The sequence below is a fragment of the Synechococcus sp. PROS-9-1 genome (assembly GCF_014279775.1).
Taxonomy (GTDB): Bacteria; Cyanobacteriota; Cyanobacteriia; order PCC-6307; family Cyanobiaceae; genus Synechococcus_C.
Window position 1 is genome coordinate 1405528 of the sequence record NZ_CP047961.1, and the last position, 13927, is coordinate 1419454.

The window sequence follows — 13927 nt, forward strand, 5'->3', positions numbered from 1 at the left end:
GGTGGAAAGCCGAAAGTCAGTGCCAGAACACCCCCCCCCAGGCCAGCACCAACTTTCCCTATGGCGTCGAACGCCTCCCCTGGTGTTGCCGATGTTGGTGCTGAGCTGCGGGCTTGTTCTGGCTGGAGCTGTTGCCGTGAAAGGGATTCGAACCGCAACAGACACCGTGACCGTGACCGGTGCCAGCACCGAACGGCTTCGTAGCGACTACGCAGATTGGACCGTGACCGTGAGCGGCAATGGTCTCAGCCAGCAGCAGGCCTATCAAAATCTGCAACCCGATTTGAAGCGAGCGCTCGCCTTTCTGCAAGATGCGGGCATTCCAGAAAGCAACACCCAACTCACTGTTTTACGAACTGATCGCAACGACATTCGCAACCGTGTGACCGGGATGCTCACCAATACGGAGTGGACAGCACGTCAATCCATCCACGTTGGCAGCTCAGATGTGGCCTTAATCCGCAAGGCATCGAACTCCATCAGCAACCTGATTGGTGATGGTGTGTCGTTGGCGATTCAGCCACCGGCTTACACCTACACAAAATTGGCTGAAAAGCGCGTTGACATGCTGGCCAAAGCCACTGCCGATGCTCGAGATCGAGCGATTGCGATCGCAGGTGAGGCTGGTTCCGGCATTGGAGCGATTACCAATGCCGACACAGGTACCTTCCAAATCACCGTGCCGAACTCCACCAAAATGGGGAGCTATGGCTCCTATGACACCAGCACCATCGACAAAGACATCACTGCGGTGATGGGAGTGACATTCAGAGTGCAGTGATCGTTCTTCCCTTGATCCTTTTAGGTCTGTCCTGGCTTCAGGAAGGCATCGATCAACTCCTGCTAGGCGGACGATGGAATTTGGCTATGGGGCCTGGCACACCTTGGTGGACCCTGATCACCGCTCCATTCAGCCATGGAGATCTAGGTCACCTGATCGGGAACAGCATTGTTTTTCTACCCCTTAGCTATCTCGTGCTGTTGAAAAGCCTGCGCGGTTATGTGGCGGTTTGGATTGCCGTGATTCTTCTCGAAATTCCGCTCTGGTTGTTTTGGCCTGTGGGCAGCCACGGACTCTCTGGTGTCGTCTATGGACTCCTTGGCTATCTCGTGCTCATCGGATTTCTCGAACGACGACCGATGGCCATCGCTTTGAGCGTGATTGCCGTTGCCTTCTACGGAAGCGCCCTCCCTGGATTGCTGCCTTGGGCTTCACCCGCGGGAGTGAGCTGGATTGGCCATGCGAGTGGATTCATCGCTGGCCTTTTGGCAGCCGGAGCTGTGTCACGTGAGCCCCATCAGTCGTCAGCCTGATCCTCAGCTGATTTGAGAAAGCGACCAGACAATCGAACAGCCAAGACAGAACAAGCCGCTCCATAGCCGATAAATGTGGCCACTTGACCAAAAGATCCCATCTCGTAGACCTCTCCGCTTAACAACACCCAATCAATGAGTGATGAGGCGACACCCCACACAACAACCCAAACCGAAACGTAGAGAATCCCCCTCACGGCGGTGTTCACGGCAGCTCCTTTTGAAAATGCTTGTTCGACCCGACGCTAAGCCAAACGTTCATCAGATAACACCTTCCTCTAATTAAGGAGGCGGCGGCATTGGCATTGGCCTGGTTCTGGCGGCATTAATTCTTGGAGGTGCGCTGGTCTATGCCGTCACAATCTGGTCAAACACGTAGATAAGAATGATCAAAGCGCCCAAAGAAGCAATCCAGAAAGGCGTGTACACCCTTAAAAAAGCCATTCAGCCTGGCTCGTAAGGGTTCAATCCTTGCTGTTCTGATCACGAAGATCAATAGACCCAAGAGTCAAGACTTCATCCCCCTTCCGCCGATTGCTGCTGGCTGTGATGGCGGTACAGGTCGCTATCTCCATCAGTGTTGCTCTCAGATTTCGCTTGGGACTGGGGACGAGATCGCAGCTGAGGGGACTCAACTTCTGAACAATGTTCATCGGAACTCACGCCCTTTTCTTCTCGTGCGATCGCACGCTCATAGGCCGAAGTGACGTCTGTTGAACCGTCGTTACGAACAGATGACATGGCCGCAAAAGCAGTGTGGTCATGATGGCAGTCCTGCAACTCGATGACCATTGCTCAAAAAAGAGCGTGCTGCCCATCTGCTCTGCCGCCTGGATGAGCACTATCCAGATCCACCCATTCCTCTCGATCACAGCGACCCTTTCAGCCTGCTGATCGCTGTGCTCCTTAGCGCGCAGTGCACCGACAAAAAGGTCAATGAAGTGACGCCGGCCTTGTTTGCTGCTGGACCAACTCCAATTGCCATGGCGGCTTTAACAGAAGCAGAGATTTTCCAACACATCCGCCAGCTCGGCCTCGCCAAAACGAAGGCCCGCAACGTGCACAAACTTGCTCACCTGTTGATCACTGTGCATGGGGGAAACGTGCCCAGAAGCTTTGAAGAACTGGAGGCGCTGCCTGGCGTAGGCCACAAAACCGCCAGCGTGGTGATGGCCCAAGCCTTTGGAGTACCGGCCTTCCCTGTGGACACTCACATTCATCGATTAGCGCAGCGCTGGGGGCTCAGCAATGGAGACAGCGTTGAGCGCACCGAAAAGGATTTGAAATCCCTATTCCCCCCAGAGAGCTGGAACAAGCTCCACCTGCAAATCATTTTTTATGGACGCGAGCACTGCACTGCTCGTGGATGCGATGGAACCGTTTGCCCAATGTGCCGCGAGCTGTACCCGAAGCGAAGACAGCCTGTGATTTGGAGAAGGCAATAGCCGCAAGACGGTCCAACGTCAAATCTCTGTTACAGTTCGTTTCAATTGAAACACCACCATGGAACGCACTCCCGCTAACGACACCTGGTTCCAAGGCAAAGCAGCTCGCTCCATTCACGAAGATCAACTCAAGAAGGTTGAACTTTTCAACGGTCGCGCCGCCATGATCGGTTTTGTGATCGGGGTCATTACGGAAGGGCTCACAGGCCAAGGCATCCTTCACCAGATCGGCCTAGGCCCCCTGGTTGATGGCTACGTGAATTGCAGCGCTCAGATGCTCCCCTTCTGTTTCTGATCAGACCAGCCAATCTCTGTCAGCCACTTGCCCTTAGAATGAAGGGCTGACAGAGATTGGCCAATGGCTCGAAAGCGGCGCAAACTCAGCAAAGACATGGAAGCCGAAATTAAAGCGGCCCATAAAAAAGTTGAGTTTATTTCTGCGTTAATTCGAGACATCCGCGAAGAAGACATTCAAAACGAATATGCGGAAGCATTTGTGCAAGTGCATGCCGCATGTAGCCATCTCGCCCAGCTTTATGACGCTGAGGGCATCACTGAAGAAAGTGAAGGCACACTGGTTCTCTACAAAGGTCTTCTCAATCAATTTGAAGAAGATTATGAGCTCTAGGACATTTTCAGAATCTGGACCTCACCTACTAATTTTTTGCTAAAAACCCGGTACAACCGGATGGGTTTTTAGAAATGGTTTGATGCCAGAGAACAACGATCCACGCTGGTTCACATTGGCAATGGCAAGCCACTGGCCCCTCGCTGTTGTGATTGCGGCGTGGTCAGTTGCCGTTGCTGCAACCCAGATTCTCCGTCAACCCATTCCCATCGGCCTGCCCCTCGATCAGCCGTTGCCAGTGCGCCTCGTCGGCGGAGTCACTGTTGACGAAATCATGGCACCGGTCAGTGTGAGAAGTGAGGGTGCGATCGCAATTGAGGCCGCGGAAGTCCTTCCCGTTCAAGGCCAAGTTTCCGTCAATAAACCCGTCTTGATTGACTCAAATCAAACACTCGAGGTGCAAGGTCAGGTTTCAGTTGATGAGGTCACAACGCCAGTCAAAGTGCAAGGTGTGCATGAAGGTCCTGTACTTGTAGGAACATCCGACGAAGATCAGTTAACCGTTGGTGGAGCGGTAGAAGTCACTGAAGTAGGCGGTCGGATCAATGTTCGCCTGCGAGATGCAGCGAAATCGATCCTGCCAATTCCTTAAATGGCCTCACTTCCCGCTGATCTCACGCTTGCTGTTGTCGGGCACCTCGAGTGGGTTACTTTTCTTGCCGTCAATGAACTCCCTGCGCCTGGGCAGATCAGCCGTGCCCATCGCTCCCTCGAAGAACCAGCTGGAGCCGGAGCTGTCGTGGCTGTTCAACTGGCCAGGTTGACGGGGCAAAAAGTGGCTTTCTTCACGGCCCTTGGCAGGGATGAGATCGGCGCGCGAAGCGAAGCACGCCTGCGCGAGTTGGGTGTCACCCCAATCGTTGCCTGGCGTGACCAACCCACCCGCCGCGGGATCAGCTTGGTTGATCGCAGCAGCGATCGGGCGATCACGGTGATTGGAGAGCGGCTGACGCCAGTCGCTTATGACCCACTGCCCTGGGAGCATCTCGCCGATTGCGCTGGGGTGTTCGTCTCTGCAACCGATTCTGAGGGCCTCAAGCTGGCACGAGCAGCCAAAGTTTTAACGGCAACGCCCCGCCTTCGGGTCCCCGTTCTTCAAGGGGCAGGAGTCAGTCTCGATGCCTTGATCGGCAGCAATTTGGATCCAGGCGAATGCATCGAAGAGGGTGCACTCACACCAGCACCAACCTTGCGGATTGCCACGGAAGGAGAGAAGGGAGGGATCCTCATTCCAGGAGGACGATTTGAAGCCCAACCCCTGCCAGGAGCCCTTACGGAAACCTATGGATGCGGCGACAGCTTTGCGGCTGGCGTGACGGCTGGACTCGCTGCTGGATGGTCCACCACTGACGCCATCAAGCTTGGGGCCCAGTGTGGTGCGACCTGTGCAACCCACTTCGGTCCCTACGCCTGAGCACAAAAACACTGAATAAAAACAGTGGTGGGCTGACCAGAGTGATGGAGCTCGATTCCGTTCTTACTGAGCCATCACAACAAAAAAGCCCCCACCTTTCGGCGGGAGCTTTCTAGTTCAGTTGATCTGAACTTTGGATGATTTCCAGATCAACCGATTGCAGGTGCCTGAAGAGCCACAGGTGTGGACTCAGCAGCAGCCAGGTCGAGAGGGAAGTTATGAGCGTTGCGCTCGTGCATCACTTCCATGCCAAGTCCAGCTCTGTTAAGAACATCGGCCCAGGTGTTCAGGACGCGGCCCTGACCATCAAGGATCGACTGGTTGAAGTTGAAGCCGTTCAAGTTGAAGGCCATGGTTGACACGCCAAGAGCGGTGAACCAGATGCCGACAACAGGCCAGGCTGCAAGGAAGAAGTGAAGGCTACGGCTGTTGTTGAAGGAGGCGTATTGGAAGATCAGGCGACCGAAGTAGCCGTGAGCAGCCACGATGTTGTACGTCTCTTCTTCTTGGCCGAACTTATAGCCGTAGTTCTGGGACTCGGTCTCGGTTGTTTCACGAACCAAGGAGGAGGTCACCAATGAACCGTGCATGGCGGAGAACAGTGAACCACCGAAGACACCAGCCACTCCAAGCATGTGGAAGGGGTGCATCAGGATGTTGTGCTCAGCCTGGAAGACCAACATGTAGTTGAAGGTTCCAGAGATGCCCAAAGGCATGGCGTCAGAGAACGAACCCTGACCGAAGGGGTAGACCAGGAACACTGCAGATGCAGCAGCAACAGGTGCGCTGTATGCAACACAGATCCAAGGGCGCATGCCCAAGCGGTAGGAAAGTTCCCACTCACGTCCCATATAGGCGTAGATGCCGATCAGGAAGTGGAAAACAACCAGTTGGAAAGGACCGCCGTTGTAGAGCCACTCGTCGAGTGAGGCAGCTTCCCAGATTGGGTAGAAGTGCAAGCCAATAGCGTTGCTGGAAGGAACAACAGCACCAGAGATGATGTTGTTGCCATACATCAGTGAACCTGCAACAGGCTCGCGGATGCCGTCGATATCAACCGGAGGTGCGGCGATAAAAGCAACGATGAAGCAAGTGGTAGCGGCAAGCAGTGTGGGGATCATCAGAACACCGAACCAACCGACATAAAGACGGTTGTTGGTGGAGGTGACCCACTCACAGAACTGCTGCCAGCCGTTAGCGCCGGAGCGCTGCTGGATGGTGGTAGTCATGAGAACGGAAAAGAGCCTTTGGGATGAATCCCGGTGGCGAATAAGGAAGGTCGGTTAACCCGACACAGGCAATGTAACGGAAGATTGCGCTGCTAACACGATCTCCGCCGTGAGCCCTCCTGATCCCAACGATTAGCTCAGCTGATCATTGGCCTTATTGCTGGCGCTAATAGCATTAAGAGGATGCAAACAAGTCGACGCTTATTTCTGAAGCTGTTAGCAACCACGGCAGTGAGTCGGGGCTTGATTCATGCCGTTCAAGCAGCGTCCAACCCAAAAACGTTTGAATCAACGGCCCTCTCAGAGCGAGGAGATCTTCGCCTGGCCTTGATCAGTGATCTCAACGGACCTTATGGGTCAACCCGATACAGCCCAAGCGTGGCAACAGGACTTGATCTGCTGTCTGAACTGAAACCAGATCTGGTGCTTTGCGCAGGGGACATGGTGGCCGGCCAGAAGATCAGCCTGACGGATTCTCAACTTGAAGCGATGTGGAGCAGCTTCCAATCCACGATTCTCAATCCCCTCCTTCAGCAAGGGATTGGAATAATCCCAACCATGGGCAATCACGACGCATCCAGTCAAACAACGGCCTCTCGGTACGTTTTTGCAAGAGAACGCCATCAGGCAAAGACCTTTTGGGAACGTCAGAAGAACCGGCTTGGGCTCGAGTTCATCGACGCGAAGCACTATCCCTTCCAGTTCAGCGTTAAACAACCTGGCTTGTTCATAGTCGTGATTGATGCCTCTTCCGCCAATGTTGATCGAGGTCAACGGCGCTGGCTTGAGCAAGCACTTGCCTCAGAGTCCAGATCTCCAGACGATTGCTGTGTGGTGATGGGACATCTCCCACTGACCGCCATCAGTGTTGGTCGAGATCGTGCCGGCGAGTGCATCGCAGACGCCATGCACCTCACCGATTTAATGCAACGTCATCAGGTAGACCTCTATCTCTCAGGACATCACCATGCCTGGTATCCGGGCGAACTCAAGGGACAGCGCCTGCTCAGTCTTGGTGCCATGGGAAACGGACCTCGTCGGTTACTAGGAACGCAACGCACATCTGATCCGAGCCTCACACTGCTTGATCTTTTTCAAGCCACAAAGGCTGTTCGTGAAACCACATTCAGCTTGAAAACATTGAAGACCATCAGCCTTGACTCCCTACCAAAGCAGTTGAGCGCAAAATCGTTTCCAAGCTTGAATCGGCGAAACACCAACTGGTCCTATGGCTCCTAAAGACGCTCCCTGACGTGAACACATTGCATCTTCTTGAAGTTCTCACTGAGCCATCACAACAAAAAAGCCCCCACCTTTCGGCGGGAGCTTTCTAGTTCAGTTGATCTGAACTTTGGATGATTTCCAGATCAACCGATTGCAGGTGCCTGAAGAGCCACAGGTGTGGACTCAACAGTTGCCAGGTCGAGAGGGAAGTTATGAGCGTTGCGCTCGTGCATCACTTCCATGCCGAGACCGGCACGGTTCACCAAGTCAGCCCAGGTGTTCAGGACGCGGCCCTGACTATCAAGGATCGACTGGTTGAAGTTGAAGCCGTTCAAGTTGAAGGCCATGGTTGACACGCCCATGGACGTAAACCAAATGCCAACAACAGGCCAAGCTCCCAACAAGAAGTGAAGGCTACGGCTGTTGTTGAAGGAGGCGTATTGGAAGATCAGGCGACCGAAGTAGCCGTGAGCAGCCACGATGTTGTACGTCTCTTCTTCTTGGCCGAACTTATAGCCGTAGTTGTGCGACTCATTCTCGGTTGTTTCACGAACCAAGGAGGAGGTCACCAATGAACCATGCATGGCGGAGAACAGTGAACCACCGAAGACACCAGCCACTCCAAGCATGTGGAAGGGGTGCATCAGGATGTTGTGCTCAGCCTGGAACACCAACATGAAGTTGAAGGTTCCAGAGATGCCCAAAGGCATGCCATCAGAGAACGAACCCTGACCGAAGGGGTAGACCAGGAAAACAGCCATGGCTGCAGACAGCGGAGCGCTGTATGCAACACAGATCCAAGGGCGCATGCCCAAGCGGTAGGAGAGTTCCCACTGACGGCCCATATAGGCCGAAATGCCGATCAGGAAGTGGAACACAACCAGCTGATAGGTGCCGCCGTTGTAGAGCCACTCGTCGAGTGAGGCAGCATCCCAGATTGGGTAGAAGTGCAAGCCAATGGCGTTGCTGGAAGGAACAACAGCACCAGAGATGATGTTGTTGCCATAAAGCAAGGAGCCAGCGACAGGCTCGCGGATGCCGTCGATATCAACCGGAGGGGCGGCGATGAAAGCGACGATGAAGCAAGTGGTCGCGGCAAGCAGACAAGGGATCATCAGCACACCGAACCAACCGATATAAATACGGTTGTTGGTATCTGTGACCCACTGACAAAAACTTTGCCAGCTGCTTAAGCGACCGCTACGAACGGCAGTTGCCATGAGATGAAAATAAGAACGGGATCGATCAATCCATCCTCAAAAGAGGGCAAATGATCGTGCTCAGGATGATGAACAGGCCTCCACAATTCAAGAGAAACAAACGGATCTCATCATCTCGACAACATTTTTCATGACAACTTCATGAACCATTCATGAAGTTATGTCAAGCGCCGGCGTATCTCTGAGTCTTCAGCCAATCCCGGGCCTGATCGGCAAAACCGGGAAGATTCAATCGTTCACGCTCCGCCGCCTTCGCCACCAACAGTGGGGCCTGTCGCTTGAGATCGTCGAGATCAGGCTGGGCCACTCCGGCATTGAGGGCCATCCAATCAGCCATTGACGCTCCCACAACCCGCGTGAGATAGGCAGCGCTCAGGCCTTGGAGCATCCCTGCAGCCAACCAGGTACCACCGTCAAGTTTTGCCATGCCAAGCAACGCTTGACCACTCCACTCCACAACCCCCTGCCCAAGGGCTGCGGTCCCCAATTGGCGCGCCACCACCTGCAACACCTCAGAGCTCCAGGAACACCCCCAGATTTGAGCCATTTCCTTCACCATCAAACCGTTCACCACAGCCACAGCAAGTAGATCAACGCTTGGAACAGGGGAGGCAATCACCACACCCGCCACAATCCACTGACTCCGTTGAAGCAGGGAGCGGAATCGCTCACGACGCAGCTGCTCTAGCTCTGCTTGCCAGCGGCGATGAAGCGAGGTCAACAAGCGTTGCTTGGTGATCTCGCGGCTCCGAGAAGGCTGAGCGAAATGCCGTCGTACAGGAAGCAAGCCCCGCCGCAGATCAGCGGACTCTCCGCTCCAGAACAACAATCGATCGCACCATGGCTTGGGTAACTGACAGCTCAAGGCTTCCTGTCGTGCTTCGCGCGAGTCTTGGACAGCATCCTTGATGAGCAACCACGCAGGACGATCAGTTGGCAACTGTTCCAGCCGTAAAAGATCAGCTGCCCTGAGAGGCATTGGAAGTCCGTACAAGATCACATCAAGCTGCTCAAGCTCCTGAGGCCAGCTCCAGGCATCAGAAACGACTGGCAACGGCTTGGCAATGCACAGCTCAAGTGAATTGGCTCCCTCCAAAGCGGTGTGAAGGTCTGAACTGCTCGGATGGGTCCCGCCCTCACTAATGACCACACCCACACTGAGAGGTGCATGTTGAGCTTTCAACAGCTCAAGCTCCTGTTCGCGAGGACGACGCAAACCATCGAGACCTAACGACAGCTCCAGCTCAGTGAACTGCGCCAGCACCGTCTCACAACGACGGATCCAACCTGGGATTGAGGACGGCTCTGAAAATTGAGCAGGCCGAGCAGGACGGGACACCCACCAGATGCCAGCCCCCAAGACGAGGAAGCCTGCGCCTCCACCGGGAAGGTGAACAAGGTCACTGAACAGCCAACTCCCAAATGCCAGGGTCCCTCCAGCCAAAGCAAGCTTCCCTGCGATGGATGGAATCAGCTTGATGGTGCTGATTGATGGAACCGGCATCAGCACAACAAATCCATAACTTGAGGCTTTCTTAGCTCAACCTGTCTAGTCAGGACCAGCAATTGCGCATGTATGAAAACTGGCAGCGCCCACTCCGTCCACACAACGAGACCTAAGAGCGAAGTATTTATATGGTAAGGAGACCTGTGCCTGACATCGATGGCCCGCGATCGTCGCCATGAGGTCAAACGGGTCCTAATGGTGGCCCTCACCATCAACGTGGCCATGACGTTGCTGAAGATGTTGGTGGGACTGGCAAGTGGGTCACTGGCAGTGGTTGCTGACGCGATGCACAGCGCAACCGACGCCCTTTCAAGCTTGACGGGACTGATCACCAATGGGCTCTCGGATCCCAAGCCAGACCGTGATCATCCCTACGGCCATCACAAATACGAAGGGATTGGAGCTCTTGCGGTCGCCGGCTTCATCTTCTTCACAGCAATCGAAATCCTGATCACCTCAAGCGAAAGACTCGCTGAGGGGTTGCCTGAACTGCGAATTAATGAAACGGAGCTTTTGCTTCTGCTCCTGGTGCTCGTCTTCAATCTTTTGCTCGCCAGCTACGAGCGACGTGAGGGGCGCCGATTAAACAGTCCTCTGCTTCTAGCCGATGCTCATCACACCACCAGTGACATCTGGACCACCGTGATCGTGCTCGTGGGTCTGACAGGGGCCTGGCTGCTCAAGATCAGCTGGCTGGACGTCGCGCTTGCCATGCCCCTTGCCGTGCTTCTGATTCGTGTCTGCTGGCAGGTTTTACGCGACAACCTCCCCTGGCTTGTTGATCACATTGCGATTGCACCCGAAGCCATCAACGAGCAGGCGTTGGCTGTACCCGGAGTCGTCAATTGCCACGACATCGCCAGCAGAGGGATCCTGGGCCAACAGGTCTTCATCGACATGCACATGGTGGTGGATGTCGATGATCTGATTGCGGCGCATCAGATCACTGAGCGGGTTGAAGAGCGCCTGGAAGCCCGCTTCGGACCCGTTCGTTGCACCATCCATCTCGAGCCACGGGACTATGCAGAACAAGTGATCACCTTCCGTGGAACCCACGGTTAAAAACGGAGATCAAGAAAGGACGCCACTTGGAGTTCGATGATGCGTCACACTTGCCCCTGATTCCAGGCCTCGGGCCATGACTGATTCCAACAGCGATTCCCGTCAACAGGGCAGACAAGGTGAGGGCGGCGGCGGCTCCCGTGGCGGCCGCAATTCCGGCAACAAAGAGGGGGGCGGATTTCGTATTCGACTCAGTGAAAACGAAATGCGTGCGGTGAGAGCCCTTCAAGAGGCTTTCAATCTGCGTTCAACAGTTGCAGTGCTGGGTTTTGCCGTTCGCACTCTTGCTCAAATGCTGGAGGACGGCAAATTGACTGAGCTCGTCGCTCAGCAGCAAGCCCAAGGCGGCGGGCGGCGATCCGAGGACGGACGTGGAGAAGGCAATCGGGGGGAACGGAATCGAACACCTCGTCCTGATCCTTTTGCACGGCCAGCCAAACCCCAACCTCCGGCCCCTGATCCAGAGCCTGCAGCGGAGCCAGAGCCTGCAGCGGAGCCAGAGCCTGCAGCGGAGTCAGAGCCTGCACCAGAGACAGAAGCTCCTGCAGACACCAGCGCTAGCGATGGGACGGCCACGCAAGCGAGTGAAGAGAACACCGAGACAGGAGCCTGATCGATGGGGCGGCCGAGGGTTCTCTCCGGCGTTCAACCAACAGGTGCACTTCATTTGGGCAACTGGTTGGGCGCCATTCGTAATTGGGTTGATCTGCAGCACGACAACGACACATTCTTTTGTGTCGTTGATCTGCATGCCGTCACCGTTCCGCACGACCCAAATCGTTTAGCGGAGAACACCCTCAGCACCGCAGCCCTCTACCTGGCCTGCGGTCTCGACCCAGATCAATCCACCGTCTTTGTCCAAAGCCATGTCAAAGCTCACAGCGAACTGTGCTGGCTTCTGAACTGCGTGACTCCCTTGAACTGGCTGGAGCGCATGATTCAGTTCAAAGAAAAAGCAGTGAAGCAAGGCGACAACGTCTCTGTAGGCCTTCTTGACTACCCAGTGCTGATGGCCGCCGACATCCTTCTCTATGACGCAGACCTTGTGCCTGTTGGGGAAGATCAGAAACAACATCTGGAGTTAGCGCGCGACATCGCCCAACAACGCATCAACGCTCGCTTCGGCTCAGAGGATCAACCGCTCCTGCAGGTTCCCAAGCCATTGATCATGCGCGAAGGAGCAAGGGTGATGAGCCTGACGGATGGCCGCAACAAAATGAGCAAAAGCGATCCGAACGACAACAGTCGGATCACCCTGCTTGACCCACCTGCACTGATCACGAAGAAGATCAAGCGGGCCAAAACAGATCCTCAAATGGGTCTTGAGTTCAGCAACCCGGATCGACCGGAAACCGACAACCTCCTTGGCCTCTACGCCCTGCTAAGCGGCAAGGGCCGATCAGCCGCTGCAGAGGAATGTGCAGCGATGGGATGGGGAACGTTTAAGCCTCTGCTGGCAGAGGCCGCCGTGAGCGCTCTAGAGCCGATTCAAAGCCGATACAACGAGCTCATGGATGATCGGGCCGAGCTAGAGAAGGTGCTGAATCAAGGCCGTGAGCGGGCTGAAGCCGTAGCAATAGCCACCGTGGATCGTGTACGCAAGGCCATGGGCTTCCTGACGGCCTAATCATTCGGCAGCTCTTTGAAAAGATTCTCTAATACTTAAGGCTTCCTGAGAAGACTTGACCCCAGTCCCGAGAAATGCAACTAAGAACCAGCTAAAACGGCGCGTCTCGCGAGTCTCGAGCAGGGATTGATTGAGTGTTTCTGCTTATGCACAGCTGATACGCACTCGTCAAGGCCGGTAGCAAAGGACTCGCCAAAGGCTTCCCATCCCTACGAAGGTGGCAGTCCTATTACAGAACGTCACCTTTTGCTGAGCTCCTTCGCCAAGCTGCCCCGCGCCGTCTTACCGGCTTTCAGTCAAGCCAGCGGCATCGGTGTTGTCAGCATGGGGCTGCTACTCGGCCTTGCACACAGCATTCATTCTGAACGCTCCAGCGAAAGGCTTAACCAAGCAGAACAGGTGGCATCAGCCCTCCAACAAGACGTCAAGACGGACCAAAAAGCATCTCCATACACGATCACTCACGAACGACGCGCCCTGCTCAACACCATTCGCTTTGCTGAAGGGACTTGGAAGGACGGTCACGACCTTGGGTATCGCACCCTCTATGGAGGTGGACAATTTGAAGATCTCTCCAAACATCCAGAAAGGGTGGTCGTGAAGCGTTACGTCAGTGCCGCGGCCGGGGCATATCAATTTTTGCCCACCACCTGGCAAGAGGTTTCAGGTCGTTTGAACTTGCCCAGTTTCTCTCCAGACCACCAAGACCAAGCGGCTCTTCATCTGGTCAAGAGACGCGGAGCTCTCCATGAGGTGGACCAGAAAGGTTTAACGGCAAAAGCAATGAATAGCCTCGCCCCGGAATGGGCTTCTTTTCCCACCCACTCAGGACTCAGTGCCTACGGTCAACCCGTCAAAAGCCATGCTGAGCTAGCAAGCTTTTATTCAAAAAACCTTCAGACGCTCCGTCAGGGCGCCTAAAGCGAATTTTTCCTATTCGCTTCCGTCACACGGGCTGAGAGCCCCCAAACCTCGATCACGAGCTGGTGCCAAGGAGTCATCGCCTCCATCGAGATGGCCATTGCCGTAGGGGTGGCATTCACAAGGGCTCTTGTGGCAGCAATGGCCTTAAGGCCCTCATCAATTCGAACTCCCATCGCTTCGCGTTCGTCCAGGGGCATGACTGAATCCGGGCAAGCCGCTAAAAGCTCCTGCCCACGCTTGAAGCAGTGGTTGAAGTCATTGAGCAACGAGTCCAACAACGACTCGAGCAGAGCGTCCGCCTCTTGATTCATTGTCTGTTCAACTCACACCCAT

18 protein-coding genes are annotated in these 13927 nt (G+C 54.9%); 12 read left to right on the top strand and 6 right to left on the bottom strand.

What is annotated here, in order from left to right; translation table 11 throughout:
- Positions 1–91 precede the first annotated feature (91 nt).
- Positions 92–781 (top strand): SIMPL domain-containing protein, encoded by a 690-nt coding sequence (locus SynPROS91_RS07535; RefSeq protein WP_186519624.1) that lies wholly within the window; start codon positions 92–94, stop codon positions 779–781.
- A complete protein-coding gene (locus tag SynPROS91_RS07540) occupies positions 778–1314 on the top strand; it encodes a rhomboid family intramembrane serine protease (RefSeq protein ID WP_186515872.1) in 537 nt (178 codons plus the stop codon). The genes SynPROS91_RS07535 and SynPROS91_RS07540 overlap by 4 nt, the downstream gene beginning before the upstream one ends.
- On the opposite strand, the gene SynPROS91_RS07545 is transcribed toward SynPROS91_RS07540, so the two are convergent.
- Together SynPROS91_RS07545 and SynPROS91_RS07550 are read right to left on the bottom strand one after the other, a co-directional pair.
- Positions 1299–1523 (bottom strand): hypothetical protein, encoded by a 225-nt coding sequence (locus tag SynPROS91_RS07545; protein ID WP_186515873.1) that lies wholly within the window; start codon positions 1521–1523, stop codon positions 1299–1301. The genes SynPROS91_RS07540 and SynPROS91_RS07545 overlap by 16 nt on opposite strands.
- 307 nt (positions 1524–1830) lie before the next feature.
- Entirely contained in the window at positions 1831–2055 is a 225-nt protein-coding gene (locus tag SynPROS91_RS07550; RefSeq protein ID WP_255439681.1) for a hypothetical protein, read from the bottom strand.
- A gap of 50 nt (positions 2056–2105) precedes the next feature.
- On the opposite strand from SynPROS91_RS07550, the gene nth reads away from it, so the two are divergent.
- From nth to SynPROS91_RS07575, 5 genes are all read left to right on the top strand, one after another.
- Positions 2106–2759: an endonuclease III gene (gene nth / locus SynPROS91_RS07555; RefSeq protein ID WP_186515875.1), complete on the top strand. Its 654-nt coding sequence runs from the start codon at positions 2106–2108 to the stop codon at positions 2757–2759.
- A 58-nt stretch (positions 2760–2817) separates the two neighbouring features.
- Complete coding sequence (locus SynPROS91_RS07560; protein ID WP_186515876.1) at positions 2818–3054, top strand: high light inducible protein; 237 nt, start codon at positions 2818–2820, stop codon at positions 3052–3054.
- Positions 3055–3117: 63 nt separating this feature from the next.
- Positions 3118–3387 (top strand): hypothetical protein, encoded by a 270-nt coding sequence (locus SynPROS91_RS07565; RefSeq protein ID WP_186515877.1) that lies wholly within the window; start codon positions 3118–3120, stop codon positions 3385–3387.
- A gap of 82 nt (positions 3388–3469) precedes the next feature.
- Positions 3470–3979, top strand: a complete 510-nt coding sequence (locus tag SynPROS91_RS07570; protein ID WP_186515878.1) for a hypothetical protein — start codon at positions 3470–3472, stop codon at positions 3977–3979.
- Positions 3980–4801, top strand: coding sequence for a PfkB family carbohydrate kinase (locus SynPROS91_RS07575; protein ID WP_186515879.1), 822 nt, complete (start codon positions 3980–3982; stop codon positions 4799–4801).
- Between the two features lie 149 nt (positions 4802–4950).
- On the opposite strand, the gene psbA (SynPROS91_RS07580) is transcribed toward SynPROS91_RS07575, so the two are convergent.
- Complete coding sequence (gene psbA / locus SynPROS91_RS07580; RefSeq protein WP_006854385.1) at positions 4951–6030, bottom strand: photosystem II q(b) protein; 1080 nt, start codon at positions 6028–6030, stop codon at positions 4951–4953.
- 183 nt (positions 6031–6213) lie between these two features.
- On the opposite strand from psbA (SynPROS91_RS07580), the gene SynPROS91_RS07585 reads away from it, so the two are divergent.
- Complete coding sequence (locus SynPROS91_RS07585; RefSeq protein ID WP_186515880.1) at positions 6214–7269, top strand: metallophosphoesterase; 1056 nt, start codon at positions 6214–6216, stop codon at positions 7267–7269.
- 128 nt (positions 7270–7397) lie between these two features.
- Here SynPROS91_RS07585 and psbA (SynPROS91_RS07590) read toward each other — a convergent pair whose 3' ends face one another.
- Together psbA (SynPROS91_RS07590) and SynPROS91_RS07595 are read right to left on the bottom strand one after the other, a co-directional pair.
- Positions 7398–8474 carry a photosystem II q(b) protein gene (psbA, locus tag SynPROS91_RS07590; protein ID WP_186515881.1) on the bottom strand — a complete coding sequence of 359 codons (1077 nt, stop codon included), beginning with the start codon at positions 8472–8474 and terminating at the stop codon, positions 7398–7400.
- 163 nt (positions 8475–8637) lie between these two features.
- Positions 8638–9978 carry a YcjF family protein gene (locus SynPROS91_RS07595; protein WP_186515882.1) on the bottom strand — a complete coding sequence of 447 codons (1341 nt, stop codon included), beginning with the start codon at positions 9976–9978 and terminating at the stop codon, positions 8638–8640.
- Between the two features lie 159 nt (positions 9979–10137).
- Between SynPROS91_RS07595 and SynPROS91_RS07600 the strand changes: the two genes are divergently transcribed.
- The 4 genes from SynPROS91_RS07600 (at position 10138) to SynPROS91_RS07615 (ending at position 13591) form a co-directional block, all read left to right on the top strand.
- Positions 10138–11043, top strand: coding sequence for a cation diffusion facilitator family transporter (locus tag SynPROS91_RS07600; protein ID WP_186515883.1), 906 nt, complete (start codon positions 10138–10140; stop codon positions 11041–11043).
- 76 nt (positions 11044–11119) lie between these two features.
- Positions 11120–11656 carry a hypothetical protein gene (locus tag SynPROS91_RS07605; RefSeq protein WP_186515884.1) on the top strand — a complete coding sequence of 179 codons (537 nt, stop codon included), beginning with the start codon at positions 11120–11122 and terminating at the stop codon, positions 11654–11656.
- Between the two features lie 3 nt (positions 11657–11659).
- Positions 11660–12670, top strand: coding sequence for a tryptophan--tRNA ligase (gene trpS / locus SynPROS91_RS07610; protein WP_186515885.1), 1011 nt, complete (start codon positions 11660–11662; stop codon positions 12668–12670).
- A 246-nt stretch (positions 12671–12916) separates the two neighbouring features.
- Positions 12917–13591 (top strand): glycoside hydrolase family 104 protein, encoded by a 675-nt coding sequence (locus SynPROS91_RS07615; protein WP_186515886.1) that lies wholly within the window; start codon positions 12917–12919, stop codon positions 13589–13591.
- Here the strand turns inward: SynPROS91_RS07615 and SynPROS91_RS07620 are convergent.
- Complete coding sequence (locus SynPROS91_RS07620) at positions 13588–13905, bottom strand: DUF2605 family protein (RefSeq protein ID WP_186515887.1); 318 nt, start codon at positions 13903–13905, stop codon at positions 13588–13590. The two genes, SynPROS91_RS07615 and SynPROS91_RS07620, sit on opposite strands and share 4 nt — an antisense overlap.
- Positions 13906–13927: the final 22 nt, after the last annotated feature.